Origin of the sequence: Halorubrum trapanicum, assembly GCF_002355655.1 — an archaeon.
Lineage (GTDB): Archaea > Halobacteriota > Halobacteria > Halobacteriales > Haloferacaceae > Halorubrum > Halorubrum trapanicum_A.
This window is the reverse complement of the sequence record NZ_AP017569.1, coordinates 2,107,856-2,133,766: the sequence shown is the minus strand read 5'-3', so window position 1 is coordinate 2,133,766 and position 25,911 is coordinate 2,107,856. Positions and strand designations below refer to the sequence as shown.

27 protein-coding genes are annotated in these 25,911 nt (G+C 71.9%); 11 read left to right on the top strand and 16 right to left on the bottom strand.

Annotation, left to right across the window (positions count from 1 at the left end):
* The first annotated feature begins 85 nt into the window (after positions 1–85).
* From CPZ01_RS10370 to CPZ01_RS10360, 3 genes are all read left to right on the top strand, one after another.
* On the top strand, positions 86–424 hold the full coding sequence (locus tag CPZ01_RS10370) for a cupin domain-containing protein (RefSeq protein WP_092920058.1): 339 nt from the start codon (positions 86–88) through the stop codon (positions 422–424).
* Positions 425–558: 134 nt separating this feature from the next.
* Complete coding sequence (locus CPZ01_RS10365; protein WP_096394781.1) at positions 559–1,836, top strand: aminotransferase class V-fold PLP-dependent enzyme; 1,278 nt, start codon at positions 559–561, stop codon at positions 1,834–1,836.
* A gap of 234 nt (positions 1,837–2,070) precedes the next feature.
* Positions 2,071–2,664, top strand: a complete 594-nt coding sequence (locus tag CPZ01_RS10360) for a response regulator (RefSeq protein ID WP_096394779.1) — start codon at positions 2,071–2,073, stop codon at positions 2,662–2,664.
* A 47-nt stretch (positions 2,665–2,711) separates the two neighbouring features.
* Here CPZ01_RS10360 and CPZ01_RS15465 read toward each other — a convergent pair whose 3' ends face one another.
* On the bottom strand, positions 2,712–2,879 hold the full coding sequence (locus CPZ01_RS15465; RefSeq protein ID WP_172863954.1) for a hypothetical protein: 168 nt from the start codon (positions 2,877–2,879) through the stop codon (positions 2,712–2,714).
* 113 nt (positions 2,880–2,992) lie between these two features.
* On the opposite strand from CPZ01_RS15465, the gene CPZ01_RS10355 reads away from it, so the two are divergent.
* From CPZ01_RS10355 to CPZ01_RS10345, 3 genes are all read left to right on the top strand, one after another.
* Positions 2,993–4,093, top strand: a complete 1,101-nt coding sequence (locus tag CPZ01_RS10355) for an NADH:flavin oxidoreductase/NADH oxidase (protein WP_096394777.1) — start codon at positions 2,993–2,995, stop codon at positions 4,091–4,093.
* 77 nt (positions 4,094–4,170) lie between these two features.
* Entirely contained in the window at positions 4,171–5,430 is a 1,260-nt protein-coding gene (locus tag CPZ01_RS10350) for a GNAT family N-acetyltransferase (RefSeq protein ID WP_096394775.1), read from the top strand.
* A 49-nt stretch (positions 5,431–5,479) separates the two neighbouring features.
* A complete protein-coding gene (locus CPZ01_RS10345) occupies positions 5,480–6,391 on the top strand; it encodes a DUF7547 family protein (protein WP_096394773.1) in 912 nt (303 codons plus the stop codon).
* A gap of 9 nt (positions 6,392–6,400) precedes the next feature.
* Here CPZ01_RS10345 and CPZ01_RS10340 read toward each other — a convergent pair whose 3' ends face one another.
* From CPZ01_RS10340 to CPZ01_RS10310, 7 genes are all read right to left on the bottom strand, one after another.
* Positions 6,401–7,150, bottom strand: a complete 750-nt coding sequence (locus CPZ01_RS10340; protein WP_096394771.1) for a sugar phosphate isomerase/epimerase family protein — start codon at positions 7,148–7,150, stop codon at positions 6,401–6,403.
* A gap of 645 nt (positions 7,151–7,795) precedes the next feature.
* Positions 7,796–8,866 (bottom strand): methionine synthase, encoded by a 1,071-nt coding sequence (locus CPZ01_RS10335; protein WP_096394768.1) that lies wholly within the window; start codon positions 8,864–8,866, stop codon positions 7,796–7,798.
* A complete protein-coding gene (locus CPZ01_RS10330; protein ID WP_096394766.1) occupies positions 8,866–9,882 on the bottom strand; it encodes a 5-methyltetrahydropteroyltriglutamate--homocysteine methyltransferase in 1,017 nt (338 codons plus the stop codon). The genes CPZ01_RS10335 and CPZ01_RS10330 overlap by 1 nt, the downstream gene beginning before the upstream one ends.
* A gap of 75 nt (positions 9,883–9,957) precedes the next feature.
* Positions 9,958–10,575: a HemK2/MTQ2 family protein methyltransferase gene (locus CPZ01_RS10325; protein ID WP_096394764.1), complete on the bottom strand. Its 618-nt coding sequence runs from the start codon at positions 10,573–10,575 to the stop codon at positions 9,958–9,960.
* Positions 10,572–11,741 (bottom strand): mechanosensitive ion channel family protein, encoded by a 1,170-nt coding sequence (locus tag CPZ01_RS10320; RefSeq protein WP_172863953.1) that lies wholly within the window; start codon positions 11,739–11,741, stop codon positions 10,572–10,574. The genes CPZ01_RS10325 and CPZ01_RS10320 overlap by 4 nt, the downstream gene beginning before the upstream one ends.
* A gap of 2 nt (positions 11,742–11,743) precedes the next feature.
* Positions 11,744–12,664 (bottom strand): 16S ribosomal RNA methyltransferase A, encoded by a 921-nt coding sequence (locus CPZ01_RS10315; RefSeq protein WP_096394760.1) that lies wholly within the window; start codon positions 12,662–12,664, stop codon positions 11,744–11,746.
* Between the two features lie 76 nt (positions 12,665–12,740).
* Entirely contained in the window at positions 12,741–13,382 is a 642-nt protein-coding gene (locus tag CPZ01_RS10310; RefSeq protein WP_096394758.1) for a DUF655 domain-containing protein, read from the bottom strand.
* A gap of 103 nt (positions 13,383–13,485) precedes the next feature.
* On the opposite strand from CPZ01_RS10310, the gene CPZ01_RS10305 reads away from it, so the two are divergent.
* The gene (locus tag CPZ01_RS10305; RefSeq protein WP_096394756.1) at positions 13,486–14,283 is read left to right on the top strand and encodes a hypothetical protein; all 798 of its coding nucleotides are present in this window, start codon (positions 13,486–13,488) and stop codon (positions 14,281–14,283) included.
* Positions 14,241–14,984, top strand: a complete 744-nt coding sequence (locus tag CPZ01_RS10300; protein WP_096396238.1) for a class I SAM-dependent methyltransferase — start codon at positions 14,241–14,243, stop codon at positions 14,982–14,984. Before CPZ01_RS10305 ends, CPZ01_RS10300 begins: the two co-directional genes overlap by 43 nt.
* 23 nt (positions 14,985–15,007) lie before the next feature.
* On the opposite strand, the gene CPZ01_RS10295 is transcribed toward CPZ01_RS10300, so the two are convergent.
* The 3 genes from CPZ01_RS10295 to CPZ01_RS10285 all read right to left on the bottom strand — a co-directional run bounded on the left by CPZ01_RS10295 (position 15,008) and on the right by CPZ01_RS10285 (position 16,168).
* Positions 15,008–15,442, bottom strand: coding sequence for a universal stress protein (locus tag CPZ01_RS10295; RefSeq protein ID WP_096394754.1), 435 nt, complete (start codon positions 15,440–15,442; stop codon positions 15,008–15,010).
* A gap of 74 nt (positions 15,443–15,516) precedes the next feature.
* Positions 15,517–15,873 (bottom strand): RNA polymerase Rpb4 family protein, encoded by a 357-nt coding sequence (locus CPZ01_RS10290; protein WP_096394752.1) that lies wholly within the window; start codon positions 15,871–15,873, stop codon positions 15,517–15,519.
* A 1-nt stretch (position 15,874) separates the two neighbouring features.
* Positions 15,875–16,168 carry a 50S ribosomal protein L21e gene (locus CPZ01_RS10285; protein ID WP_096394750.1) on the bottom strand — a complete coding sequence of 98 codons (294 nt, stop codon included), beginning with the start codon at positions 16,166–16,168 and terminating at the stop codon, positions 15,875–15,877.
* Positions 16,169–16,459: 291 nt separating this feature from the next.
* Between CPZ01_RS10285 and mptA the strand changes: the two genes are divergently transcribed.
* Entirely contained in the window at positions 16,460–17,386 is a 927-nt protein-coding gene (gene mptA / locus CPZ01_RS10280; RefSeq protein WP_096394748.1) for a GTP cyclohydrolase MptA, read from the top strand.
* A gap of 435 nt (positions 17,387–17,821) precedes the next feature.
* Here the strand turns inward: mptA and CPZ01_RS10275 are convergent, their stop codons facing one another.
* The 3 genes from CPZ01_RS10275 to CPZ01_RS10265 all read right to left on the bottom strand — a co-directional run bounded on the left by CPZ01_RS10275 (position 17,822) and on the right by CPZ01_RS10265 (position 20,849).
* Positions 17,822–18,628 carry a TrmB family transcriptional regulator gene (locus CPZ01_RS10275; RefSeq protein WP_096394746.1) on the bottom strand — a complete coding sequence of 269 codons (807 nt, stop codon included), beginning with the start codon at positions 18,626–18,628 and terminating at the stop codon, positions 17,822–17,824.
* Positions 18,629–18,749: 121 nt separating this feature from the next.
* Entirely contained in the window at positions 18,750–20,408 is a 1,659-nt protein-coding gene (locus tag CPZ01_RS10270; RefSeq protein WP_096394744.1) for a DUF255 domain-containing protein, read from the bottom strand.
* Between the two features lie 219 nt (positions 20,409–20,627).
* The gene (locus CPZ01_RS10265; RefSeq protein WP_096394742.1) at positions 20,628–20,849 is read right to left on the bottom strand and encodes a hypothetical protein; all 222 of its coding nucleotides are present in this window, start codon (positions 20,847–20,849) and stop codon (positions 20,628–20,630) included.
* Positions 20,850–21,195: 346 nt separating this feature from the next.
* Between CPZ01_RS10265 and CPZ01_RS10260 the strand changes: the two genes are divergently transcribed.
* Both CPZ01_RS10260 and CPZ01_RS10255 read left to right on the top strand, forming a co-directional pair.
* Complete coding sequence (locus CPZ01_RS10260) at positions 21,196–22,284, top strand: asparaginase (protein ID WP_096394740.1); 1,089 nt, start codon at positions 21,196–21,198, stop codon at positions 22,282–22,284.
* Between the two features lie 125 nt (positions 22,285–22,409).
* Complete coding sequence (locus tag CPZ01_RS10255) at positions 22,410–23,648, top strand: hypothetical protein (RefSeq protein ID WP_096394738.1); 1,239 nt, start codon at positions 22,410–22,412, stop codon at positions 23,646–23,648.
* A gap of 24 nt (positions 23,649–23,672) precedes the next feature.
* Here the strand turns inward: CPZ01_RS10255 and CPZ01_RS10250 are convergent, their stop codons facing one another.
* Positions 23,673–24,917, bottom strand: a complete 1,245-nt coding sequence (locus CPZ01_RS10250; RefSeq protein ID WP_096394736.1) for a carbohydrate kinase family protein — start codon at positions 24,915–24,917, stop codon at positions 23,673–23,675.
* Positions 24,914–25,885 carry a ribose 1,5-bisphosphate isomerase gene (locus CPZ01_RS10245; RefSeq protein WP_096394734.1) on the bottom strand — a complete coding sequence of 324 codons (972 nt, stop codon included), beginning with the start codon at positions 25,883–25,885 and terminating at the stop codon, positions 24,914–24,916. The genes CPZ01_RS10250 and CPZ01_RS10245 overlap by 4 nt, the downstream gene beginning before the upstream one ends.
* Positions 25,886–25,911 lie beyond the last annotated feature (26 nt).

Genomic DNA, 25,911 nt, shown 5'->3' with positions numbered 1-25,911 from the left:
CGCGCCGCGCCGGTCGGGCCCGACGCCTCCGGCGCCGACTGCCCGCGCCCGCGGATTTAGGTGCCTCCGGGTCGCGGGAGGCCGTATGGAGGTCGTACCAGACGCGGACGTGGAGGCGGTCGAGGCGGTCGACGGCGTGTTCCTCACGCAGGGCGCCGTCGGCGAGGGAATGAGCATCCAGCGGTTCGAGATCGAGCCGGGCGAGACGGTGCCGGAACACGACCACCCGCACGAGCAGATCGGCGTGATCACGGCCGGGCGGCTCACCTTCCTCGTCGACGGCGAGGAGCGCGTGGTCGGCCCGGACGACACCTACGCGATCCCCGGCGGCGAGCCGCACGCCGCCGAGAACCGGACCGACGAACCGGCCGTCGGCTACGACATCTTCTCGCCGCCGCGGGCGAACCCCGACTGGGGGGAGTAGACCGAAGGTCGCCGACCGGACGGTCGGATTTCGGCGGCGAGCCGCCCGCGGATAGCGCGATCCCGCGCGTCAGCGATACGGGCAAGACGTACCGGACCGAAGGTGTGTTAGCCCTCGGGCCCCGATTGGGGGTAATGGGAGTTCAGGAACAGTACCCGTTCGACGTGGAGGCGCTCCGCGCCGACTTCCCGATCCTCGATCGGAAGGTCGGCGGAGATCCGGAGACGGCGGGCGAGGGCGAGGGCGACGACACCCCCCTCGTCTACCTCGACAACGCGGCGACCTCGCACACGCCCGACCCGGTCGTCGACGCCATCTCCGACTACTACCGGAGCTACAACTCGAACGTCCACCGCGGGATCCACCAGCTGAGCCAGGAGGCCTCCGTCGCCTACGAGGAGGCCCACGACGCGGTCGCGGAGTTCATCGGCGCGGACGGCCGCGAGGAGATCGTCTTCACGAAGAACACGACCGAGGCGATGAACCTCGTCGCCTACGCCTGGGGACTCGAGGAGCTCGGCCCGGGAGACAACGTCGTCCTCACCGAGATGGAGCACCACGCCTCGCTGGTCACCTGGCAGCAGATCGGCAAGCGCACGGGCGCCGACGTGCGCTTCGTCGACGTCACCGACGAGGGGCGGCTCGACATGGACCACGCCGCCGAGCTGATCGACGACGACACCGAGATGGTCTCCGTCGTCCACGTGTCGAACACGCTCGGGACGGTGAACCCGATCCGCGAGCTGGCCGACATGGCCCACGATCACGACGCCCTCATCTTCGCCGACGCCGCGCAGTCCGTGCCGACGCGTCCGGTCGACGTCGGCGACCTCGACGTCGACTTCCTCGCCTTCTCCGGCCACAAGATGTGCGGTCCGACCGGGGTCGGCGCCCTCTACGGCCGCGAGGAGATCTTAGACGGGATGCAGCCGTACCTCTACGGCGGCGACATGATCCGTCGCGTCTCCTTCGAGGACTCCACCTGGGAGGACCTCCCGTGGAAGTTCGAGGCCGGCACGCCCTCGATCGCGCAGGGGGTCGGCCTCGCGGCCGCGATCGAGTACTTAGAGGAGGTCGGCATGGACCGGATCGAGGCCCACGAGGACCTGCTGGCCGAGTACGCCTACGACGAACTCGAGGCGCTCGGCGGCGTCGAGATCTACGGCCCGCCCGGCGACGACCGCGGCGGCCTCGTCGCGTTCAACGTCGAGGGCGTCCACGCCCACGACCTCTCCAGCATCCTCAACGACTACGGCGTCGCGATCCGCGCCGGCGACCACTGCACCCAGCCGCTCCACGACGAGATGGGCGTCGCCGCCTCGGCGCGCGCCTCCTTCTACTTCTACAACACCGTCGAGGAGGTCGACGCCTTGGTCGACGCGGTCCGCGAGGCGCGCGACCTGTTCGCCTAAGCGACCCCGTTCCGGGAACCCCCGCCGCGCTCGCGGACCGTCCCCGCGACCGCTCGCCGCCCCCACTTTCGTCCGGTGTTTTCGCGGTGATACCACCGAATAATCGGCTCTGAGCGCCGTGACAACGGTGATCGCGGTATTATTATGCCGTCGGAGATGAAATTATTTTTCGAAGAAAATCACCACCGTAGTAGTAAGTCGCTCCTCGACGACTCGTCGCCCGCCACGCAACCCATGCCCGACAACACATCCCCGCCGTCCGACGCACGCGCGGACACGAACGCAGCCGCCGATCGATCAGAACCGACCGCAGCCGGAGCCGCGGAGACGCGCCACGCGCCGATAACCGTCCTCCAAGTCGAGCCCGACGCGCGCTCCGCGGAGCTACTGGAGGCGTTCGCGGCGCGGCTCACCGACCGGGTCCGAGTCCGCTCCGTGGGCCGCTTTGCGGACGCGCTCGACGCGGTCGAGACCGGCGTCGAGGTCGACGGTGAACGCGTCGCGGTCGACTGCGTCGTGACCGAACAGCGGCTCCCCGACGGCGACGGCGTCGACCTCACCGAGCGGCTGCGCGAGGCGGGCCGGGGGGTCCCGGTCGTCTTCCACACCACGTGTCCGGGCGAGGAGCGCGAGGCGGCGGCGTTCGGCGCCGGCGCGGACGCCTACTTCGAGAAGGGGTCCGAACGCGGCCGGTTCGACGCGATCCTGGACCGGATCCGCGCGCTCGTCGACGAGCGGCGGGAGCGCGAGGTGACGACGGGCGCGGGAGCCGCGTCTTCGACGCGCGCGTCCGGAGCGTCGGGCGAGACGCTGCGTTCCGAGGAGTAGGCGTCACTGAGCGGCGAACGCGAAGGGCGTAGAAGGCGAGGTCGGCGTTACCGTTCGAGGTCGAGATCGACCGTGAGGTCGGTCGCGATCCACGCGTCGGTGTTCCCCTGTTCGGCGAAGACGGTCCGCTCCTGCGAGCAGCGGGTCGCGGCGACGGCCGGCCGCTCGTCGGCCGCCGACTCGACGTCCCGCTCCATCCGGTCTCCCGTTGTCATTACCATCCGGTCAGGGACCGGTGCTGTTATAGATTTCGGTCGACCTAAACCGTCGCCGGCGATCCGCGCGGGGGATCGGTGGGACTTACGTCGCCGGGGGCGTTCGGCGATCCGTGACCAACACGCTGTTCACGCCGCTTTCGCTCCGCGACACCGAGTTCCGAAACCGCGTAATGCTGTCGCCGATGTGCCAGTACTCCGCCGAGGACGGCATGGCGAACGACTGGCACCGCGTCCACCTCGGCGCCCGCGCCGCCGGGGGCGCGGGGGTCGTGATGACCGAGGCGACGGCCGTCGAGTCCCGCGGCCGTATCACGCCGAACTGCCTCGGCATCTGGTCCGACGAGCACGCCGAGGCGATCGAACCGATCGTCGAGTTCGTCCGGTCGCAGGGCGCGACGCCGGGGATCCAGCTGGCCCACGCCGGCCGGAAGGCGTCGCACCGCCCGCCGGCCGAGGGGAGCGGCCCCATCTCCGTCGACGAGCCCGAGGGGTGGGAGACCGTCTCCGCGACCGACGAGCCGTACCCGCACCCGGACGTCGACGAGGGGGACCTGGCCGAGACGCGCCGGCTCGACGGGGACGGGATCGACGCGGTGATCGACTCGTTCGCGGCCGCCGCGGAGCGCGCGCGTGACATCGGGTTCGAGGTCGCGGAGGTCCACGCGGCCCACGGCTACCTGCTCCACCAGTTCCTCTCGCCGGTCACCAACGACCGCGACGACGGGTACGGCGGGGACTTCGAGGGCCGCACTCGCCTCCTGCGCGAGGTCGTCGAGGCCGTTCGCGAGGTCTGGCCCGACGGCAAGCCCGTCTTCGTCCGCATCTCCGCGACCGACTGGCTCCCCGAGCGCGACTCGTGGGACGTGGACGACTCGGTGCGGCTGGCCCCCCTACTCGCCGAGGCCGGCGCCGACCTGATCGACGTCTCGGGCGGCGGGATCCACCCGGACCAGGAGATCCCGAACGCGGGCCCGGGCTACCAGGTCCCGTACGCCGAGGCGATCCGCGAGGGGACCGACGTGCCTGTCGCCGCAGTCGGCGGGATCACGGAGCCGACCCACGCCGACGCCCTCGTCCGGAACGGGCGGGCCGACCTCGTCGCGCTCGGCCGCGAGATGCTCCGACACCCCTACTGGCCGCTGGAGGCCGCCCACGAGCTCGGCGAGGAGGCCGACTGGCCGGTCCAGTACCGGCGCGGGCGCTTCGACTGAGGCGGTCGGCGAGGGGAGGTCGAGACGCTTCCGCACGCTCCGGGAAGACTTATTCGGCTCCCGCGAGCCGACCGCGTATGGAGTACCGACCGTTCCCCGACGAGCGCGGCGACGAGTTCGACGCGTTCATGCGGTACGCCTTCTCCCCGACAGAGGGCCCGTACAACCCCGAGGCGGCCGACGACCACGACACCATCGCCGACAGGCGGGGGCTGTTCGACGGCGGCGACCCGGTCGTGGCCTGCGCGCACCACTACTTCTCGCTGCGGATCCGCGACGCGGACCGCGAGGTCGCCGGGCTCTCCGCGGTCGCGTCCCCGCCGGAACACCGCCGACGCGGGAACGTCGGCCGGATGCTTCGGGAGTCGCTGGCTGAGTACCGCGAGCGCGGCGTGTTCGTCTCGACGCTGTGGCCCTTCGAGTACCCATTCTACGCGAACTACGGCTGGGCGACCGCGAGCCGATACCGCCGCCTGACCGCGCCGCCGGCCCAGCTGGGGTTCGTCGACGACCTGATCGCGACCGACGGCGACGACGCAGGGCGCTTCCGCCGGCTCGGCGAGGAGGACTACTCGGCGGTGACGCCCGTCCTCGCGGCGATGGCCGACCGCTACGACCTGACGATGGACTGGACCGAGGAGTGGTGGCGCGAGCGGACCCTCCAAGGGTGGAAGACCGACCCGTTCGTCTACGGCTGGGAGCGCGACGGCGAGCTCCGGGCCGTCTGCGCGTACAGCTTCGCGGAGCCGGACGACGCGGACGGACCGGTCCTGCGCGTCACCGACGTCGCCGTCGCGGACGACGAGGCGTGGTTCCAGCTGCTGCGCTTCTTCCGCAACCACGACTCGCAGGTCGACGAGGTCCGGATCCGCGCCCCGCCGGACGCGCCCCTGCTCGACCTCGTCGACGACCCGCGCGCCGTCGACTGCGAGGTCCGCACCGGCCCGATGGTCCGCCTCGTCGACGTCGCGGCCGCGCTCGAAGCGCTCTCCCCCGACCCGGCGGTCGAGGCCGCGTTCTCGCTTTCGGTCGTCGACCCCCTCGCGGAGTGGAACGACCGGACGTTCCGAGTCGAGGTCGCGGACGGTGCGGTAGCGGTCGAGCCGGCCGACGGTGCCGAGAGAGCGGGCGGCGAGAGCGGTTCCGAGGTCGGTGACGCGGACGCCGCGGTCGAGATTGGCGCTCTCTCGCAGCTGTACGTCGGGTACCGGTCGGTCGACGAGGTGATTCGAGGCGACGGCCTCGCCGTCGACGACGCGGACCGGGGCGACGGCCTCGCGGCCGGCCTCCGCGCGCTGTTCCCGCCGCGGACGACGCACCTGCGCGAGGGGTTCTGAATCATCTGCGCTGCCGGGCTTTTTATCCGCGGACCGCCTACGACGCGGCATGAGTTCCCGCGACCGACGCGACGACGACGACCTCGAGGAGCGGCTCGACGAACTCGAGGACGTGTTGAGTGAGCTCCGCGCCGACCTCCGGGAGACGGAGGAGGACCGCCGCGGGCCCCCGCAGCCGCCCCGGCTCTCGGAGCTGGTCCGGTTCACCGAACAGTACACGATTCCGACGCTCATCGCCCTGCTGGAGACGACGATCAAGTCGCTCGAACTGATTCAGGGCACCCTCCGGCTCGCCGATCCCGGCCGGAGCGTCGCCGAGGGCGCGGAGGGCGCCGGCGACCGCCTCGCGGACGTCCGCGACGGCGCGACCGCCGGGCTCTCGCGGTCGCTCTCGGAGCTCCGGACCGCGCTCTCGGAGGCGGACCTCCCCGAAGACGCCGCCTCCCGGTCGATCATCGCCGACGCGCGCGACCTCACCGCGGAGATCGAGTCCCGCATCGACGAGGGGCGCCGGGAGGCGGACGCGGCGCGCGACCGGCGACTGGGGCGGGACCGCGACGGTCGGCGAGACGACGGGCGCCGCGAGCGCGACGACGGGCGCCGCGAGCGCGACGACGCGCGCCGCGAGCGTGACGAGACGCGGTCCGACCGGGACGACGACGGGACCCCGGTTCAGATCGACGTGACCGACCCCGGCGAAGGGGGAGACGACGGTGCCGAGGGCGAAGCGGCCGGCGACGCCGACGACCCCCCGGAGGTCGACGTCGAGTCCGAGCTGGAGTCGATAAAGCGCCAGATCGACGGCGACGAGGCCGACCCGGACGCCGGCGAGACCGGTCCCGGTGAGGGCGACGACGCGGAGAGCGGTGCGGGCGGGGAGGACGGCGCGGACGCCGGCGCGGACGACGACGGGGACGACGAGAGCCGGGACGCGGACGACTCTGACGACCGGCCGAACTGAGTCACAGTTTCAAAAGGACCCGCCGAGTCGGTCGGCGACTCGTTCAGCCGAATCGAGGAGGAGGGTCTCGTCGTCGGTGAACACCTCCAGCGCGACCGTGCCGTCGAAGCCCGCGAGCTCGGACTCGACGAGGCCGTAGTCGACCTCCCCGGCCCCCACGGGGAGGTGCGTGTCGCCGCGGCGGCGGACGTCGTGGCAGTGGAGGTGCGAGACCCGGTCGCCGTGGCTCCGGAGGAACCGCTTGATCGCCTTGTTACCGCCCTCCATGTACGCGTGGCCGACGTCGAAGCAGACCGGCGTGTCCGTCTCCCGAGCGAGGTCGCCGAGGACGGAGAGCTGGAGCCCCGCGTGCTGGTGGCCGACGTTCTCGACGACGACCTCGACGCCCGCCTCGCGGCCGGCGTCCGCGACCCGCCGGAGCTGCTCGGCCGCGGTCTCCCGGAACTCGACGTCGTCGCGGTCGGCGGAAGTGGCGTGGAGGACCGCCTTCTCCGCGCCGAGGTCGCCGGCCGCAGTTAACAGGCGGCGCTGGTAGTCGACGATGGCGTCGTTCACCTCCGGGACGTACGTCGCCAGCCGCTGGCCGTACGGCAGGTGGACGAGCAGGTCGCGGTCGCCGAGCGCGGTCGCGAGCCGCTCCGGGTCGATCTCGCCCGGGACGAGCGTCGGCTCGCCGACGCCGAGCTCGCAGAAGTCGAACCGCGGCGGCGACGCCGCGAGGCGGTCGATGTCGTCGCCGACGGTCACGCCGATCTCCATGTCGGCGGTGGGTGCGGCTAGTTTTTATAAATAGTGGCGGTGGTTCCGTCGCGATCCGATGGACCGTTTCCGATACTCGATCGCTCAGCACAGGCGCGACGGCGATCCATAGCGGGAGTGAGTGTAGTACGTCGTGAGTGAGGGCGTTTATAAGTCGGATCGCGGTGTTGCTGTCGGTTATTTATAAGTGGCTGACGCAACTGCGGCGAGTGCCTTCAAAGCCCCAGCCGTGAGGGCGTCGTACGCTCGCTGCGCTCCTCGGTCGCTCACTCCGTTCGCTCCCTGCGGTGCTTACGTCGCCTACGACGCCCTCACGGCTGCCCCTTTGAGTCCCGCCCCGCACAGCACCGCACAGCCTCACGCCTCCCCAGCCTCGCGGTTCGCTCCGGGCTCCCTCCGGTCGCCCACGTCGCTCACCGCGTCCCTCGCGGGCTGGCTCGCGGCCGCCATCGGCGGCCGCTCGCAGGCGCGCCGACCGCAACCGGATTTATAAGCGATCGTCGGCATCGCTCTCGGTCATTTAAATCCGACATCACGGCCGGCGATCTGCGATACTCACTCCCGCTACCGATCAGGAAGCGATCACGGTCTCCCGGCTGTCTCAGCGGGAACCGGACTGTCAGAGGAACCCGAACCAGCGCCGCCTCAGTCGTCGAGCGGGTTGTCGAGGTCGATCTCGCCGGAGTCGATCTCGGCCTCGACCTCGCGGACCGCGGTCACCATGTTCTCGGTCTTGCCGTAGGCGATGTCACGCGGAAGGAGCTTCAGCCCGCAGTCGGGCGAGATGGTGAGCTTCTCCGGCGGGACGACGCGGAGGCCCTGCCGGATGTTCTCCTTGATCTCCTCGACAGACTCGACCTCGGCGGTGTGGGCGTCGACGACGCCGAGCGCGAGGTCGGGCTCGAATGTAGGCTCGGTGAACGTCGGGATCTGCTCGAAGTCGCCGTTACACAGCTCCACGTCGAACTCGTCGATCGGGTAGTCGTTGATCTCGGGGTAGATTCGCGAGTAGTCGCCGTAGCAGACGTGGAGGCCGATCCGGACCTCCTCGTCGATGCCCGCGGCGATGCGTTCGAGCGCCTCGCCGACGATGGCGTGGTCCTCCGGCGTCGTCGCCAGCGCGGGCTCGTCGATCTGGATGTAGCGCGCGCCGGCCGCGACCAGCTTCTCGACCTCCTCGTTGACGAGGTCCGCGAGGTCGTAGACGAGCTCCTCGGTGGAGGGGTACGCCTCGTTGAACGCCCAGAAGCCGAGGGTGTACGGCCCCGTGATCGGGACCTTGACGGGGCGCTCGGCGACGCCGGCGGTGAACTCGAACTCGTCGACCAGCCACGGCTCGTCGTACCCGACCTCCTCGACCACGCTCGGCTTGTCGAAGTAGTTGTGGCCCCACACCTTCACCGGCCCGTTGAACTCGTAGCCGTCGATGCGGTCGGCGAAGAACTCCACCATCTCGTTGCGGCGCATCTCGCCGTCGACGACCGTGTCGAGCCCGGCGCGCTCGTGTTCGTGCGTGATGAGCCGGCAGGCGTCGTCGTGGGCCTCTTCGAGGTCCGACGCGTCGAACTTCGAGTCCGGATCGTCGACCAGCTCGTCGGCCCGGTTGAGCCACTTGGGCTTCGGGTAGGAGCCGACGACGGTCGAGAGCAGGAACGTCTCGTTCGGGTGGTCGTCCGGGCGGAACTGGTCGCGGTTGGCAGACGGGTTTCGGACCATCAGTCGAGCACCTCCGCGGCGGCGGCGAGCGCGTTCAGCTTCTCGCGGTACTTGTTGGTCGGCAGGTAGAACAGCTCCGTGTTCGGCGTGAGGTAGGTTCGGTCGAACCCTTCGAGCGGGATCTGTTCCTCGAACCACTCGACGCGCTCGGCTATCGTCTCCGCGTCCTCGACGAGCGTGTTCTGCCCGTCGACGAGCCCGAGCGACAGCGAGTCGGTCGAGCCGAACTCCTGGACGTTGTAGACGGTGTCGTCGCGGTCGCCGGCGACGAGGTCGAGCCCGAGCGCGTCCGCGCCCGCCTCGTCGACGAGGTGGGCGTACAGCTTCTCGCCGAGCGCGCCGTAGAAGGTCTGGACGACCACGTCGGCGTCGGTCTCGGCCGCGACCGTCGCGATCGCGTCGGTCGCGCTCGACTCGTCGCCCTCCGCGGGCGGGTTCGTGACGAGCGACGGTTCGAGGAGGAACAGCGTCTCGTGGTCGGGGAACGCCGCGACCTCGCCCGCGAGGAACTCGGCGATCGCGGCCTGGAACTCGTCCTCGTCGCCGTAGTGCTCGTCGGTCGCGAGGTCCGCGAGCGAGTACGGGCCGGGGAGCGTCGCCGCCAGCGACGCGTCCGCGGCGCCGTCGGCGTCGGCGAGCAGGCCGGCCGCCTTCTCCAGTTCGCCGGCCACGTCGCCCGAGAAGCCGAGGTCGTCGACGACGCGCGGGTCGCGGTAGAAGTTGTTGTTGTCGTAGTACCGGACGATCCCGCCGGTCTCGACCGCGTCGCTGACGGTCAGCGGGTGCGCGATCATGTCGTCCCAGCGGCCCTGTCCCTCGCTGATCAGGTCGAGGCCGGCGTCGAGCTGGTCGTCGACGTACTCGGCACGCACCTCGTCGTACTCCGCGACGATCGCCTCGCCCTCGTCGCCGCTCAGGAGGTCGCCCTTCTGGTGGCCCTTGAGGTCCGATAACGTCTCTTTCGCCCGGTCCGGGAGCGGATACAGCCCCGGCGTCGCCGCGACTCGTTCGGTCATTACCGAGCGTTGGCTATGCCGTGGTATAATATTTGCTAATGCGTTTGATGCCTTCGGGTTATTTTTAGGCGCCGATCACTCCCGCCGCAGCGCCAACACCGTGAGCGTCTCGAAGGGGAACGACTCCTCGACGACGGGCTCGTGGTCGAACCCCGCGTCCTCGACCAAGGCGAGCACCTCGTCGTAGCCGGTGAGCGAGGAGACGAGCAGGAGGACGACGCCGTCGGGCGCGAGGACGCGCCCCACGTCCGCGAGGAACGGCTCGATGAGTTCGCGGCCGGACTCGCCGCCCGAGAGCGCGTGCTCCATCCAGTCGTCCCACTCGTTGTCGGGGTCGGTCGGCAGGTACGGCGGGTTGAAACACACCGCGTCGAACGCGTCCGCGCGGAACGGGTCGAGCAGGTCGGCGACGACCGCCTCGACGCCGCGCCCGCGGGCCTCCCGCGCCGCGTGCGGGTTGCGGTCGCTGCCGACCACGGCGAGGCCGCGCTCGGTCGCGATCCGCTCGGCGACCCACCCCGAGCCCGTGCCGACCTCCAGCACGGGCCCGTGTGCCTCCGCGACCGCCGCCTCCGCGAGCAGCCCCGAGTCCTCGGCGGGCTGGTACACGACCGCGTCGTCGTCGCCGCGCAGCGCCGCGAGGCCGCCGCCGCGCTCGTCGCTATCGTCGCGCTCGTCCCCGCCGGCGGTCATCGACCGTCCCCCTCGTCGCCGCCTTCCGCGCCGCCGTCACTGGAGCGTTCGGACCCGTCGCGGGTCGCCGCCCGGCCCTCGACCGACGCGTCCACCTGCGGCCCGCTCGCGCCCTCCGCGCGGGCGGAGAGCGTCTGCTGCGGGAACGGGATGACGATGCCGTCGTCTTCGAGCGCGTCCTTCATCGCGTTCATGGCGGCCGTCTGGGTGCGCCAGCGCTTCCGCATGCTCGGGTTCCGGATCCAGTAGCGGAGCCCCAACACGACCGCGGAGTCGCCGAAGCGCTTCGTCACGGCGTTGGGCTCGGGCATCTCGGCGACGTCCTCGACGCCCGCGACCGCCTCCTCGACGACGGCGGCCGCGCGCTCGACGTCGGTGTCGTAGTCGACGCCGACCTCGACCTCGATCCGCAGCCGATTCCGCCGCGAGCGGTCGACGATCGATCCGGCGCGCACGTCGTCGTTCGGCATCGTGATCACCTCGCCGTCGAACGACCGCAGCCGCGTGCTCATGATCGAGATCTCCGTCACCGTCCCCTCGTGGTCGCCGATCTCGACCCAGTCGCCCACCTCGAACGGCCGGGAGAACATCAGCACGAAGCCCGCGAGGATCGCGCCGAGCGTCTGCCGGGCCGCCATCCCGACCACGATCCCGAGGAATCCCGCGCCGACGAGGAGGCCGCCGACATTGTCGGTGAACAGCCCGACGACGGCGACCAGCGCGGTCGTGTAGACGGTCAGCTGCGTGATCCGGAGGATCACCTCCTGTTGGTGTTGGGAGATCGACGCGCTCTCGGCGCCGATCTCGCGGATCACCCCGCCGAGGAAGTCCGTGAGCGCGTACGCGATCGCGAGGAGGATCACGGCGAGGACGACGTTCGACAGCTGGTTCGCGCTCAGCGCCGACCGGGCCGTCTCGAAGAGGGCGCCGCTCCGGTCCCACACCGCGATCAGCGTGAGCGCGCCGACCGCGGTCGCGACGCCGACCGTCGCCGACAGCAGGAGGCGCTGCGTGGAACTGAGGTCCCGGTCCCCGTGCTTCAGTCGCCCCGTCAGGAACCGGACCGTCACCACGGCCGCGACGACTCCGACCGAGGCGGCGAACCGATCGAAGTTGCCCGCGAGCGCGCGCTGAAGCTCGGTCACGAGGCCGATCCAACCGGTCATCGTCACGCCTCCGTCGGGGCGCCGCGCTCGCGGGCCAGCTCGGCGAGCGCGGCGAACGCCGCCGGTTCCAGCGTGCCGGGACGGCTGCCCATGAGCTTCTCGTCGGCCGCGTCGACGACGGCCTCGGGGTCGTCGAGCCCCGAGATGTGCGCGGTGTTCCGCACCGCGTTCCGCACCGTCTTGCGCCGCTGGGTGAACAGCGCCTTCACGAACCGGAGGAAGAACGCCTCGTCGCCGACGGCGTAGTCCGGATCCCGGGGGGTACAGCGCACGACGGCGCTCTCGACGGCCGGCTGCGGGTCGAACGCCTCTTTCGGGACGCGCTCGACGACTTCCACGTCGGCGTAGTGCTGCGCCGACACCGAGAGCCGACCGTACTCGGACTCGCCGGCGGACGCGACCATCCGGTCGGCGAACTCCGCCTGGAACATCAACACGAGCGGCTTCTTCTCGGGGAGCAGTCGGAAGGCGATCTCCGAGGAGACGCCGTACGGGAGGTTGGCGACGCAGGCGGTGAACGGCGGGAGCTCGACGTCGAGCGCGTCGCCCTCCACCACGTCGAGGGACCCGTCGGCGACCGCGTCCGCGAACTCCTCGCGGAGGAACTCTGCGAAGGCGCCGTCGCGCTCGATAACCGTCAGGCGGCCGGGGTCGCGGTCGGCGGCGTCCGCGGCGTCCGCAGCGTCGGCAGTCGCCGTCGCGAGCAGCCGGTCCGTGAGTGCGCCCGCGCCGCCGCCGATCTCGAGGAGGTGACTGGTATCCGCGTCCTCGGGGAGGTAGCCCGGGATCCGGTCGAGGACCCGGTCGTCGACGAGGAAGTGCTGGTCGCGGTCGGGGTCGGCGCGCGCGCCGGCCCGCCTCGCGAGCGCGTCGGGATCGCGGCTCCCGTACGCGGCGCCCTCACCCGTCGATGAGTCGGTCATAGCCGGGGTACACGCGGTGTTCGGGTAAAAGCCTCGTTTCGGGGTCACCGGAGCGGCCTCCGATGGAGGGCGCGGCTCACTCCTCGCGGCCGACGAACGTCCGGTACTTCAGGTCGTCCTCGCGGATCTCCTCGACGATCCGTTCGAGGATCACCTCCCGCGGGCGGTGGAGCCCGGAGATGCGCTCCTCGACGTCCGCGAAGCTCTCGAACGGCCCGCGCTTCCGCTCGTCTAAGAGGTCGTTCCGCAGCTTCTTGCCGATCCCGGGCAGCAGGTTCAGCTGGTGGAGCCGGAGGGTGATCGGGCCCGCCTCGTTGTAGAAGTCGACGAAGCGCTCCTCGTCGGCCTCGACGATCGCCTCCGCGGCGTACTCGATCTCCGCGGCCGCGTTCCGGGTGAGGTCGTCGAACGACACCTCGCGGTAGCGGCCGACGGCCGGCCCGTCCAGCGCGATCCGGTCGCCGACCGAGACGTCCGCGTCGTCGTCGAGCGTCAGCTCGTACAGCGCGAACGAGGCGTCGCCGAGCCCGTACGCCACCGGCGACTTACTGGATTGGGGTCGCTCGTCGTCCGGACGCCCGTTCGGCAGCACGTCGAGCAGGACGGCGGTCGGGCCCTCGTCGGCGTCGGAACCGCCCGTGCTCTCCCCGGCGTCCGCGGCGGCGTCAGCCCCGCTCCGATCGTCGGCCGGCGTCCCGTCGCCGTCGGCGTGGTCCATACATCGTTCATCGCTCCGAGCGGTGAAAAAACCGCTGGCGGAGCGGGGCGCACCCGCGACCGCCGACGGGCGGATTCAAGGGGATCGGGTGCCACGTGGTACCATGGCGAAACCGGACCCCGAGGAGCTGGTTCGACTCGTCGAGGCGTTCCCGGGAGCGTCGGCCGAGGGGGGCGGGTCGGACCGCGACGAGGCGACCGAGGCGGCGGAGCGGGTCGACGAGCTGCTCGACGGGGCGTACGGCGCCCTGACGCGGCGCTGGTACCCCGAACTCCGCCGCCGGGCCGAAGGGCACGCGGACGGCGACTGCCTCCGCGAGCGGGTGCTCGAACACGTCGAGGCGGTGCCGTCGTTCCGGCTCTCGGACGGACCGACGCCCCTGCGGGAGCGGCGAGACGCCCTCGCGGAGGCGGCCGCGCTGCGCGACGAGATCCGCGAGATAGCGGAGTGGTACGGCACCCTTCGGTCGCGGCTGGAGGGCGACCGCGCGTCGCTGACGCGGGGCGAGCGCCTGCTCCACGACTTCGGGTACGCGCTCGCGCACGTCCTCTTCCTCGGCGCGTCCTCGCCGCGAGCGGTCGTCCGGCGGCTCCGGCTGGCGTACCGGTCCGTCGGCGTGCGGATCGACGAGACCGCGTCGGCGGGCGGGGTCGAGGAGACGCGGTTCACCTGTCCGTACCGGGACGTCGCGGCCGAGACCTGCGGGAAGCGGTGGGTGTGCCACGAGAAGCTGGACCGCGTCGACGACGGGTACGTCACCTACCTGGCCGAGCGCGGGATCGCCTACCAGCGGCCGCGGGGCTGCGAGGACTCGGAGCGGTGCCGGTCGACCGTCGCCCGCGACGGCCCGGAGCGGTGGTGGCCGAAGACCCCGCCGGCGGCGGTCGGCGCCGACCCGTGACCCGCGACGGCGACCCGGCCGATCGGGCGCGCTCCGCGGCCGCGGGGGGAGGGCCGGACCGGCTACGCCGGATCCGGCGCGGCTACGACGCCTGGGCCCGCGCCTACGACTGGTTCGCGCGGGCTACCGCGTCCGTCGGCGGCGTCCGGCGGGCCTGCGTCCGCGCGCTTGACCTCTCGCCGGGCGACACGGTCGTCGAGTTCGGCTGCGGGCCCGGCGTGAACCTCCCCGCGCTCCGCGACGCCGTCGGGCCGAGCGGCCGCGTCGTCGGCGTCGACATCTCGAGTCGGATGCTCGACCGGGCCGCGAGGCTCGTCGAGCGGCGCGGCTGGGGGAACGTCTCGCTCGTCGAGGCCGACGCCGAGCGCCCGCCGGTCGCGGCCGCGGACGGCGTCCTCGCGACGTTCGTCACGTCGCTGTTCCCCGACCCGTACGCGGTCGTGAGCCGCTGGTGCGACCTGAGCGACGCCGTCGTCCTCGCGGCGTTCGTCCCCGGGGGGAACCGGGCCGCGAACGCCGCGCTGCGGGCGTTCGTGGCGCTGAACGGCCGGCTGTTCGACGCGGGGACCGACGACCCGCTCGGGCGGCTCGCGGAGCGGACCGACGCCGCGCGGCGCGCGCTCGACGACCGCGCGGCCGTCCGCGAGCGGCAGCGGCACCTCTTCGGGACTATCGCCGTCGAGGCCGGACGGAATCGCTGATCCGGGGGAATAGGAGCCGCCGCTCACCCGGAGACGGGCACGGAGACGACCGTCGCGTCGGCGTTCCGGATGACGCGCTCGGTCGTGCTCCCGAGCAGGTCGTCGGCGGCCGCGTCGAGGCCGCGCTTGCCCATCACGACCGCGTCCGCGTCGACGGCGTCGGCGTACGCGGCGATCTCGTGGGCCGGGACCCCGGCCTCGACCGCCGTCTCGCTGTCGATTCCGGCCTCCGCGACGGCCGTCGCGACCCGGTCGACCGCGGCCGCCAGCCGCTCGCGGCGCTCGGAGTCGTCGTCGTCGAACTTCTCCGGCTTGCCGGAGCGGTCGTACATCGGGATCTCCTCGACGACGCCGAGGACGTGTACCGTCCCGTCGTCGGCCGTGACCTCGATCGCGTCGTCGACCGCGTCGAGGGCGGCGTCGCCCTCGCCGGTCGGCACGAGGGTAGTCTGGTACATGCGGCTCGACGTACGTACGGAATTCTGAAAAAACGTGTCGGCGAGCCGCCCGCCGGGCCGGCAGGGACCCGCGGTCAGGCGTACTTCGCGACGACGTTGAGGATCTCGTCGAGCTCCTCGCCGTCGAGGGAGTAGCGCTCCTGGGCGAACACCGAGCGGAGCTCCGTGCGGTCCTCGGGAAGCAGGTCGGCGATCTTCACCGCGGTCGGCACGTCGATCTGGTCGAGCTCGGCCAGCTCCTCGACGAGCTCGCGGGACTCGTCGGCGTCGAGGTCCGCGAACCGGTTGACGTGCTCGATCGCGCGAGCCAGCTCGTAGCGGAGGTCGCGGTCCTCGTCTTCCGCGCGCTCGTCTTCGATCTCCACGAGGATCTCCTTCGCCTCGGAGGTGGTGACGTACTCCTCGTCGAGTTTTTCCTTGAAAATTGTCATCTCAGTTCTGCTGGGCCCGCATGTGGGCGGCGGTGACGATGAGCGTCTTCGTCTTGCCGCCGTCCGGGATCTCGACTTTGAACGCGGAGCCCTGCTTGCCGACGACGGTTCCGGTCCGGCCGTCGAAGCGCGGGTGGAAGCGCCCCTTGGGGACGCTCGGGTCGATCTTGAGGTGGACCTGCGATCCCTCCTCGAACTCCTGGATCGCTCGCTGCGGCGGGGAGGTGCCGCGGTTGCGGGGTTTGTTCGAGAGCTTGTCGCGAGTCGCCTTCTGCGGCCCATTGGAACTCGGCATGGTCTTGGGATACCTTCCGCTGCCGCCGTTATAAATCGTGCGTTACGGCCCGCTGGACGTGGAGGCCTCACACACGCGGAGAGCGGCGAAGCCTGCGATTCCGGCGGCCCGCGATCGGCGACCCACGATTCCGGCAGCCCACGGTCGCGGCAGCCCGGGAGCGACGGGCCCCCGCCGCGACCGCCGAGTTCTCCCGTTCCCACGCGCGGCCGACTCGCACGCGCACGCGACTACCAGACGCACCTCCCCCTTCCGAAAGGGCTAATCCCGGCAGTCCCTATCACCTTCGTAATGAGTCATCAGCTGCCGGACGTACAGGCGTCGGCGCCCGACGTCACCGTCGGACTCTCGCAGGTCGGCGTCACCGGCGTGGAGAAACTCGTCAAGCTGGCGCGCGGCGACAAACGCCCCATCGTCCTCATGGCGGAGTTCGAGGTGTTCGTCGACCTCCCGAGCGGCCGGAAGGGGATCGACATGTCGCGGAACCTCGCGACGGTCGACGAGATCTTAGAGGACATCACCCGCGAGGAGGCGTACCGCGTCGAGGACGTCTGCGGCGACGCCGCGGAGCGGCTCTTGGAGAAACACGACTACACCACCACCGCCGAGGTGTCGATGTCGGCGGAGCTGGTCACCCGCGAGGACACGCCGGCGTCCGGCATCGAGACGCAGAGCACGGCGACGATCGTCGCCAGCGCGACCGCCACCGAGGAGGGCACGCGCGAGGAGATCGGCGCCGAGGTGACGGGGATGACCGTCTGCCCCTGCTCGCAGGGGATGAGCGAGTCGCGGGCCCGCGACAAGCTCGCCGAGCTCGGCGTCGACGAGGAGACGACCGAGGAGTTCTTGGACGCCGTCCCGCAGCCGGGCCACTCCCAGCGCGGCCACGCGACGCTGACGATCACGACCGACGGCCACCCCGACGTGGACCTCCGAGACGTGATCGACGTCGCGCGCGACTCGATGAGCGCCCGCATCTACAACATGGCGAAGCGGCCCGACGAGGACCACATGACCTACGAGGCCCACGCCGACGCGAAGTTCGTCGAGGACTGCGTCCGCGCGCTCGCCGAGGGCACCGTCGAGGAGTTCCCGCACCTCTCGGACGACGCCGTGATCCACATGAAGCAGTCGAACGACGAGTCGATCCACCAGCACAACGCCCACGCCGAGCGCGAGGTCCGACTGGGCGACCTGCGGGACGAACTCGACCGATAGGTGCGGATTGCTGTGGTCGCTGAGCCTTTTTAAATGAAATCTGGTTTTGCTGTCGACTGTTTATAAGCAGTTAGCGGTGGCACGGTCAACACCGCCGAAGCCCAGCCGCTCACTCATAAATCACTGACTGTTGATCGACGGCGACCGCCTCCAAAGCCCCAGCCGTGAGGGCGGCGCACGCTCGCTGCGGTCCTCAGTCGGTCGCTGCCGCTCCCTCCTTGCGGTCCTTGCGTCACCTGCGCCGCCCTCACGGCTGCCCCTTTGAGTCCCGCCCCGCACCGCTCCGCACAGCACCTCACACCTCCCCAACCTCGCCGCTCACGCCCTGCGGGCGTTCGCGGCGTCCCTCGCGCGTGCTCCTCGCGGCCGCCAAGGGCGGCCGCTCGCAGGCACGCGCCGCCGCACTGCCATTTATAAACGGTCGTCGCCAGCCACCTATCCGAACGTCAGCGGCTCCGCCTCCGCCCAGCGCGGCTCGAACTGGTCTTTCACGCTCGTCGCGAACTCGATGTCCTTCACGTCGATCATCGCGAACGGCTCGTCCGCCGACAGCGGGTGCGGCACCTCGATGCAGACCTCGATCTCGTCGAACACGTTGAAGGTTCCGTCGACGCCCGGCGTCGTCCGGACCTCGAACCCGTCCATGTCGGCCAGCTCCGACGTGTACCGCCGGCCGACGCTCCGCGGGAGCTCGTCGACCGTCTCCGGCGAGAGCAGCACCCGGATCTCCACGCCGCGGTCGAGCGCGCCCTCCAGCTCGGCGGTCACGCGCTCGCCGATCGTGCCGAGGTCGAAGCCGGTCGCGGGCGCGCCGGCCACCATGACGATCCGGCGCTCCGCGGCCGCGATCCGCTCCAAGAGGAGGTCCGTCGCCTCCTCGGCGCCGACCGCCGCGGTCCAGAACTGGCCGTCGACCGGCTCGCCCGCGTCGAGCTCGGCCGAGAGGTCGTCGACGACCGACTCGTACTGCTCGGCCCGCGTCTGTAGCTCCTGCTTCTTCTCGTCGAGCAGGCGGTCGAGCGCGGCGTCCGGCTCGACCGCGACGTACTTCTTCGGCCGGCTGGCGGCCTGACTGCGGACCAGACTGTGCTGCTCTAAGCTGTTGAGCACGTCGTAGATCCGTCCCATCGGAACCTCGCTGGCCCGCGAGAGGTCCTTCGCCGTCGTCGGCCCGGTCCGAAGCAGCGCGCGGTACGCCCGGGCCTCGTACTCGGAGAGGCCCAAGTCGCGAAGAGATGCCATACCCGGGGATGCCCCGGCACCCGTATAAACGCGTCGCCCGTTTACGATCCGGAGCGAGGGGTCGGCGGGCTCGCCGACGTCAGCGCGGCGCGACGATTTTTATCCGTCGCGTCGGCGAGGACTACGCCAGGACGTCGCCGACGCGGGCCATCAACTCGTCCGGGGTTTCCGCCGGCTCGGAGCGCTCGTCGCCCGCGAGGACGACCGCCGTCCCCTCCGGGACCGTCCGCGGCGCGGGCGCGTCGGCGTCGTGGGCGTTCGGCGCGATCACCTTCTCGTGGTCGGCGACCCGCCACGCGGCGCGGTGGAGGTCGCTCCCGGGCTCGGTCCCGACCGCGATGACGGTCGTCCCGCGCCGGAGCCGCCCCGCGAGGCTCCCGTAGTCGGCGACCTGTACGCTCAGCCGGTCGGTGGCCCCGGCGAACGCCTCGGCGGTCTCCCGGGCGACCTCGCGGTAGCGCTCCTCGCCGGTGAGCGCCGCCAAGTCGAGCAGCGACGACGCCATCTCGACGTTGGCGTCGAGCGGGCGGAACGACCGGTCGAGCAGCCCCGGCCCCGAGCGCGGCCCGTCGACGAACGAGCCGTCGACGTGGAGGCGGTCGATCGCCCGGTCCGCGACCGCGCGGGCGACGTCGGCCCCCTCGCCGCGCACGCCGGCGGCGCGGACGTACGCCCCGACGACGCGGGCGGCGTCCTCCAGCAGGTCGGTCTCGCCCGCCTCGTCGCTGCCGCGGTAGTGGGTCACCGCACCGCTGTCGGCGTCGATCAGGTCGCGTTCGAGGCCGTCGAGGATCCGGCCGGCGTACTCGCGGGCGCGCTCGTCGTCGGTGTAGGCGGCGACCGCGAACAGCGCGTCCGCGGCGAGCGCGTTGCCGCCGGCGAAGACGGTCAGGTCGCGACGCGGCTCGTCGAGGTCCTCGCGGTCCGCGGCCGGCGCCGCGTAGTAGGCGCGGCCGAGTCCGGGCCCGAGGCTGCCGCCGACGCCGTAGCCGGTCCAGAGGTCGCCGGTGAGGAAGGAGACGGCGTCGAGCGCGGGGTCGAGGTACGCCTCGTCGCCGGTGTAGAGGAAGGCGTTCGCGAACGCCCGCGTCACGGCCGCGTTCGTGTCGAGCGGCTTCTCGTAGGCGACGTCGCCCCAGTCACGGGTGGCCGCGTAGCGGAAGAACCCGCCGTCGACGTCGTCGGTGAGGTGGTCGCGGACCGCGTCGAGCGTCCGGAGCGCGCGGTTCCGGTCGCGCTTCAGCGCGAACTCGACGGTGCGGGGCAGCGGGAACTTCGCGTCCGTCCCCCAGCCGGCGTTCTCGGCGTCGTACTTCGCCTCCAGCTGGCCCGCCAGGTGGCTCTCTATCTCGTCCGTCAGCTCGCCGCGGGGCGGCAGGTCGGCGTCGAGCGCGCGCGGAACGCGCCCGGCCTCGCGGCCCTTGTCGGCCCACATCTCGCGGACCGATTCGAGCACCTGCCGCATCCCGTCGACGTCGAGATAGCCCGCGCCGGTCAGCAGCGTCCCCTCGGGCGTGAGGAAGGCCGTGGTGGGAAACCCGCCCATGTTGTACCGCTCGCGCACCCGCGGGTGGCGGTCGACGTCGACGCGGACGGGGACGAACCCCTCGTTGACGTTGGCCGCGATCCGCGGCTCCGCGTAGGTGATCGCGTCCATCTCGTGACAGCCCTCGCACCAGGTGGCCGACAGCGAGAGCAGCACCGGGCGGTCGCGCTCGTCGGCCTCGGCGAACGCCTCGGGGCCCCAGTCGCGCCACTCGACGCGGGTCTCGTCGCTCATACGCCCAGTCGGATCGGGGCGGGGGTAAGCGCTTCGAGAGCGGGACGCTGGCGGGAGGAACGAAAGCGGGGGAAGGGCGGGAGGTCGGGAGGGCAGCGGGGAGCGAACAGAGGTGGAGGGCAGGAGGCGAAGCGCCGGTGTCCACGCGACGCGTCGGCGATCGGAGGGCGTTCGGACGGGCGGTTCGGTCGGGCCTCGGCGAGGGTCAGACGTTGACGGTCAGCGCTTGTAGTCGTGACCGAGCGCGAGCGCGAGTGCGTTCGCGAACAGCAGGACCACGAACAGCCGCCCGGTACCGCCGTCGAGTCCCGAGTACAGCAGGGCGGGGTACGTCGCCGGGATGGCAATGGCCGCCCAGAAGGCGGCGGCCTTGACGGTGCCGGTCATCAGCCCGGCGAGCCGTTCGCCGGAGGCGATCTGGGTGGGAGCGGGGGTTGACATGGACACTTCTCCGTACGACGGGGGACCACATATACCCCGACGAGGGTTCGGCGAATTTCACGGCGTTTCTCGACCTATCGGGTCGTTTTAAAACAGGCGCAGAGACGTTTTAACTGTTCATCGAGTCCGCTAATACTTTGTTTCGGGATCGGCGTCGATCGGGCAGTCTCGGGGCGGTCCGGCCGTTCCGGAGCGGTCCGACCGGTGCGGACCGCCGGGACCGAGGTGGGCACGGTCGCGGCCCGGTCCGCCCGAACCCGGCGGCGGTCGCGGCGATCCAGCGAGTCCGACGCGGAACGACTGCCGCGGCACCAACCGCTTTGTCTGTCGCGGAGCGAGGAGGGGTATGACCGAGACCGATCGCCGCGGCCGAAGCGAGGACCCGAACGCACCCACCGGCGACGACCGAGGGCGCCCCGCCGCGCGCGCCGACGGCGGCCGCTCGCGCGTGGCGGTCATCGCCTGCGGCGGCACCATCGCCTCGGAGCCGGGCGACGACGGCGCGGCCCCCGAGAAGACGGGCGACGACCTCGTCGAGGCGGTGCCGGCCGTGAGCGACCACGCGCGGGTGACGACCAGAGAGGTGTGTTCACAGCCCGGGTTCGACGTCCGGTGGCGGGACGTGCTCGCGACGGCGGCGGCCGCGCACGACGCGGTCGGCGGGGCGGACGGCGAGCCCGCGGACGGCGTCGTCGTCACCCACGGGACGGACACGCTCGCCGACACCGCGTTCGCGCTCGATATCCTCACCGACCTCGACGCGCCCGTCGTCGTCACGGGCGCGCAGCGGCGGCTCGACGAGCCCTCCAGCGACGCCCCCGCGAACCTCGCGCTCGCGGTTCGAGCGGCCGCCGACCGTCGGTTCGCGCCGGGCGTCCACGTCGCGTTCGACGACGAGCTCCACGCCGCCCGCGACGTCGTGAAGGGCCACAGCAACGCGCTGTCGACGATGACCTCGCCGGGGACGGGCCCGGTCGCGACGTTCACCAGAGCCGCCTCGCGCGTCGTCCGGACGCCCGCCCGCGGCGTACCGATCGACCCGCTCGCGGACGCGATCGACGACCCCGCGGACGTGCCCGAGGTCCCGGTGGTCCACTCGGGGACCGGCGTCGGCGCGGGGGCGCTCGAACGCGCGCTGGACGCGGGCGTCGGCGGCGTCGTCGTCGAGGGGACCGGCCTCGGGAACGTCACCGGCGCGCTCGGCGACGCGATCGCCGGCGCGGTCGACTCCGTGCCGGTCGTCGTCGCCGGCCGCCCGCCGGCCGGACCGACGGAGCCGGTGTACGGGACGCCCGGCGGCGCCGTCACGCTCGCGGACCACGGGGTGACGTTCGCCGGGGACCTCCCGGCGGCGAAGGCGCGCGTCGCGCTCGCGCTCGGCCTCGCCGCCGGCCTCGACGCCGAGGGGATCGAGGCGCTGTTCGAATCGGCGTGAGGCGACCGCGGGCCGGGTGAGCCGAGCGCGGCGCACCGAGCGGAGCGAGACCGCCCGCCGCGATGGGACAGACACCTGTTTTCGTTTACAGGAAGCCCTTATGTATCGGCCGTGTACCGGGAGGTATGACCGAACTCACTCGGCGAGCGGCCCTCTACGGCGTCGCCATCGGCGGCACCGCCGCGCTCGCGGGATGTACCGAAACCGGCGTCCCCGCGGACGGGAACGGGACCGACGGTGGCGACGGAGACGATAGCGACGGGTCCGACGGGGGAGACGGCGCCGACGGCGACGGGGGCGACGGCGACGACGGGGCGGTAACGACGGCCGTCCAGCAGGTCGGCGCCGCCCTCTCGGGGCCGGCGTGGAGCCGGGACGAGCGGCGCGGGTTCTGCGTGCTGTTGGCCGAGGAGGGGGACGCCTCGTGGCTGCTCGACGACGCGCCGGAGGAGATCCGCGCGTTCGTCGAGGAGACCGACTTCGACGAGTCGCGGATCCTGTACGTCGAGTCCGTCGGGCCCGACACCTGTCACGACGAGATCGCGTTCGACGGCGTCGCCGTCGAGGACGGGACGCTCGTCGCCGACGCGACCGTGCTCGGCGCCGAGAGCGACGACGTCGCCTGCGGCGAGGCGATCACCTACCCGGCCGCGCTGCTCCGCGTCACGAGCGATCCGCTCCCCGACTCGGCCCGGCTCTCCGTCACCGACGGCTGGGGCGAGACGGGAACGGTCCGCAGCGGCGACGGGATCCGCGACCCGGAGAGCCTCGCCGGCGGGATCCGGCCCGACCACGAGCCCACGAACGTCCCCCCCGCCTTCGACTGCGACACGGAGGGGTTCGAGCGCCACCCGCAGGCGTACGACGGCGAGGTCAACTGGGGCGGCGGGGGCGGCGCCGGCAGCGACGCGGGCGGCGACGGCCCGCTCGCGCTCCGAGTCGTGATCCCCGGCGACGACGACCCCGGGTCCGATCCCCTCGCGCTCGGCCGCGGGACCCGGTTCCGGATCGAGCTGACGAACGTCTCCGGGCGCGAGGCGTCCGTCGGCAATCAGGGGAAGTACAACCTGGAGGTCCGCACCGAGGACGGGTGGACCGAACTCCGCGGCGCCGACGGCGACGCCACGTTCGCGTACACCGACGAGGCGATCATCGTCCCGCCGGGCGAGAGTCTAGAGTGGGAGTTCGAGATGACCGAGTCCGGGCTCGTCGAGGGCGGTCCCGTCAGGGACGGGACGTCGGTCGAAGGCGGGCCGCACGCCGACGCGCTCCGGGTGTGTCCGGACCTGGTCCCCGGTCGGTACCGGTTCGTGTTCTGGGGCGCCGCCGACCTCGCGGTCGCGTTCGACTACGAGAGCGAGTGATTCGACTCGCGGGCCACCGTGGGCTCAGGCCCGGACTTCGATGAGGAGGTCCGACTCGGGCGACTCGCCCATCCGCTCCCGCACGCGCTCCCACGAGAGGTCGGTGCGCGCGGTCACCGACTCGGTCGCGACCGCGCCGCAGGCGTTGCCGACCAGGATCGGCACCTGGTAGTCGCGCGGGTCGTGCGAGAACCCGTCGCCGGTGATCTCCGACTCCCGGAGCGCGGCCGCGAGGAACCCGGCCGCGAAGGCGTCGCCCGCGCCGGTCGTGTCGACGGGGTCGACGTCGAACCCCGGGTGCGAGACGCTCCCGTGCGGCGTCCGCACCGTGGCGCCCTCGTCGCCGAGCTTGATCGCGACGACGCGGTCGTCCGGCTCCCACGGGTCGACGTCGGTCGCCGCTTCGAGCGCGTCGGCCTCGCGGTCATTTAAAAATAGCACGTCGCTCGCGTGGAGCGCGGCCTCGAAATCGCGGTCCGCGACGCGGCGGCCGGGGTCGAAGCTCCGCGTCGCGCCCGCCTCCGCGGCCGCGGTCGCGAGCGCCGCCGCGGTCTCGGGCTGCTGTCCCGTGAGGTGGAGGTGGTCGGCGGCCGCGAGCGTGTCGCGGTCGAGCCCGGCCGCGGAGAACGACTCGTTGGCGCCGTCGTTCGCGAGCATGAGCAGCTCGCCGCCGCCGTCGACGATGACGTACTTCACCGAGGTGGGCTCGTCGGCGTCGACCAGCACCTGCCCGGGGTCGACGCCGGCGCTGGCGAGCTCGCGCAGCGCCAGCGCGCCGGACTCGTCGCCGCCGACGCTGCCGTAGACGACCGACTGGCCGCCCAGATCGACGAGCCCGACCGCGACGTTCGCGGCGCTGCCCCCGCCGGACTGTTCGAGCCGGTCGATCCGCGTCTCCCCGTCCGGCTCGGGCAGGCTGTCGACGTGGATCGTCACGTCCCAGTTGATGTGGCCCGCCGAGACGACCTTCGGCACGCGGTCGGCGTCGCCCGGGGTCAGGTCGGGGTCGCGGTCGACCGCGGGGTCGACCTCGTCCGGCCCGTCGCCGGTTCCGTCGGCGTCCGGCCCGTCGCCGTCGACCCGCCCTTCGGTGCCGCCGTCCGGGGCCTCCTCCCACTCGTCGACCTCGCGGTCCCACGCCGCGACCGTCTCGTCCCAGTCGCCGACGCCCTCGCCGTCGTCGACCTCGGTACCGTCGTCGGGTCGCTCGCCGTCGACAGAGGCGTCGGAGCGATCGCCGTCATCCGGAGCGCCGTCGCGCCCGCTCATGGCTCCGCCCACGGCTCGGCGGCGCCCTCGCCGAACAGCTCGCGCATCAGCGTCACGATGCTCTCCGGGGGGAACTGCCCCTGCTCGGTGACGATCGCGTCCATGTATCGCGGCGGCGTCACGTCGAACGCGGGGTTCTCGACGTCGATCTCGCCGATCGCCTCGCGGGCCTCGGGAGCGATCACCTCGGCCTCGTCGCGCATCTCGATCTCGACGGTGTGGCCCGTCAGCGTCTCCGGGTGGAGCTTGATCGTCTGCGCGGCGGTCATGATCGGGACGCCGCGCTCGCGGGCGTTGACCGCGAGCCCCGAGGTGCCGATCTTGTTGATCACGCCGCCGTCGGCGGCGATCGAGTCAGCGCCGACGACGACGTGGTCGACCTCGTCGAGGTAGCGCCGCGCCGCGGAGTCGACGATGAGCGTGACGGGGACGCCGGCGTCGCGGAGCTGTTCGGCGGTGATGTGGCCCTGCTGGCGCGGGCGCGTCTCCTTGACGACCGCCGAGATCGACTTCCCCTGCTCGACGGCCGCCTCGATGCACGCCAGGGCGTCGGTGGAGTGGCAGTGGGTCATCACCGTGTCGCCGTCGGCGAGGCGGTTCGCGCCGACCTGCCCGAGGTCCTCCTGCGCGCGGTCGAGCTGGTCGACGAACGCCTCGCTCGCGTCGACGACGCTTCGGCGGAGTCGGTCGACCGAGTCGCCCTCCATCCGCTGGAGGACGTACCGGAGGGCGTTCGGCAGCGACACCGCGGTCGGGCGCGTCTCGCGGAGCGTCCGGGCCGCGGCGCGCAGCGACGCGCGGAACGCCTCGGGGTCGCTCGCGGTCGCGTCCGCCTCGGCCGCCGCCTCCGCCTGCTCGGCGAGGGCCTCGGCGGCCGCGGAGGCGATGGTCGCCGCGCCGCGGATCTCCATGGTCGCGATCGACTCGGCGGTCTCGCGGACCGCCGGCGCCGGCTCGGTGTCTGTCATACCGATCCGGTAGCCGCCCGTGTATT

What these genes read in the sequence shown, in the direction of transcription:
- CPZ01_RS10325 (WP_096394764.1), bottom strand. Translation starts at nt 10,575, where the DNA reads ATGACCGCCGGCGGGGACGAGCGCGACGATAGCGACGAGCGCGGCGGC.
- CPZ01_RS10330 (WP_096394766.1), bottom strand. Translation starts at nt 9,882, where the DNA reads ATGACCGAACGAGTCGCGGCGACGCCGGGGCTGTATCCGCTCCCGGAC.
- CPZ01_RS15465 (WP_172863954.1), bottom strand. Translation starts at nt 2,879, where the DNA reads ATGACAACGGGAGACCGGATGGAGCGGGACGTCGAGTCGGCGGCCGAC.
- CPZ01_RS10295 (WP_096394754.1), bottom strand. Translation starts at nt 15,442, where the DNA reads ATGTACCAGACTACCCTCGTGCCGACCGGCGAGGGCGACGCCGCCCTC.
- CPZ01_RS10250 (WP_096394736.1), bottom strand. Translation starts at nt 24,917, where the DNA reads ATGAGCGGGCGCGACGGCGCTCCGGATGACGGCGATCGCTCCGACGCC.
- CPZ01_RS10265 (WP_096394742.1), bottom strand. Translation starts at nt 20,849, where the DNA reads ATGTCAACCCCCGCTCCCACCCAGATCGCCTCCGGCGAACGGCTCGCC.
- CPZ01_RS10365 (WP_096394781.1), top strand. Translation starts at nt 559, where the DNA reads ATGGGAGTTCAGGAACAGTACCCGTTCGACGTGGAGGCGCTCCGCGCC.
- CPZ01_RS10310 (WP_096394758.1), bottom strand. Translation starts at nt 13,382, where the DNA reads ATGGACCACGCCGACGGCGACGGGACGCCGGCCGACGATCGGAGCGGG.
- CPZ01_RS10360 (WP_096394779.1), top strand. Translation starts at nt 2,071, where the DNA reads ATGCCCGACAACACATCCCCGCCGTCCGACGCACGCGCGGACACGAAC.
- CPZ01_RS10290 (WP_096394752.1), bottom strand. Translation starts at nt 15,873, where the DNA reads ATGACAATTTTCAAGGAAAAACTCGACGAGGAGTACGTCACCACCTCC.
- CPZ01_RS10275 (WP_096394746.1), bottom strand. Translation starts at nt 18,628, where the DNA reads ATGGCATCTCTTCGCGACTTGGGCCTCTCCGAGTACGAGGCCCGGGCG.
- CPZ01_RS10345 (WP_096394773.1), top strand. Translation starts at nt 5,480, where the DNA reads ATGAGTTCCCGCGACCGACGCGACGACGACGACCTCGAGGAGCGGCTC.
- CPZ01_RS10245 (WP_096394734.1), bottom strand. Translation starts at nt 25,885, where the DNA reads ATGACAGACACCGAGCCGGCGCCGGCGGTCCGCGAGACCGCCGAGTCG.
- mptA (WP_096394748.1), top strand. Translation starts at nt 16,460, where the DNA reads ATGAGTCATCAGCTGCCGGACGTACAGGCGTCGGCGCCCGACGTCACC.
- CPZ01_RS10335 (WP_096394768.1), bottom strand. Translation starts at nt 8,866, where the DNA reads ATGGTCCGAAACCCGTCTGCCAACCGCGACCAGTTCCGCCCGGACGAC.
- CPZ01_RS10350 (WP_096394775.1), top strand. Translation starts at nt 4,171, where the DNA reads ATGGAGTACCGACCGTTCCCCGACGAGCGCGGCGACGAGTTCGACGCG.
- CPZ01_RS10340 (WP_096394771.1), bottom strand. Translation starts at nt 7,150, where the DNA reads ATGGAGATCGGCGTGACCGTCGGCGACGACATCGACCGCCTCGCGGCG.
- CPZ01_RS10305 (WP_096394756.1), top strand. Translation starts at nt 13,486, where the DNA reads ATGGCGAAACCGGACCCCGAGGAGCTGGTTCGACTCGTCGAGGCGTTC.
- CPZ01_RS10370 (WP_092920058.1), top strand. Translation starts at nt 86, where the DNA reads ATGGAGGTCGTACCAGACGCGGACGTGGAGGCGGTCGAGGCGGTCGAC.
- CPZ01_RS10260 (WP_096394740.1), top strand. Translation starts at nt 21,196, where the DNA reads ATGACCGAGACCGATCGCCGCGGCCGAAGCGAGGACCCGAACGCACCC.
- CPZ01_RS10255 (WP_096394738.1), top strand. Translation starts at nt 22,410, where the DNA reads ATGACCGAACTCACTCGGCGAGCGGCCCTCTACGGCGTCGCCATCGGC.
- CPZ01_RS10320 (WP_172863953.1), bottom strand. Translation starts at nt 11,741, where the DNA reads ATGACCGGTTGGATCGGCCTCGTGACCGAGCTTCAGCGCGCGCTCGCG.
- CPZ01_RS10270 (WP_096394744.1), bottom strand. Translation starts at nt 20,408, where the DNA reads ATGAGCGACGAGACCCGCGTCGAGTGGCGCGACTGGGGCCCCGAGGCG.
- CPZ01_RS10285 (WP_096394750.1), bottom strand. Translation starts at nt 16,168, where the DNA reads ATGCCGAGTTCCAATGGGCCGCAGAAGGCGACTCGCGACAAGCTCTCG.
- CPZ01_RS10315 (WP_096394760.1), bottom strand. Translation starts at nt 12,664, where the DNA reads ATGACCGACTCATCGACGGGTGAGGGCGCCGCGTACGGGAGCCGCGAT.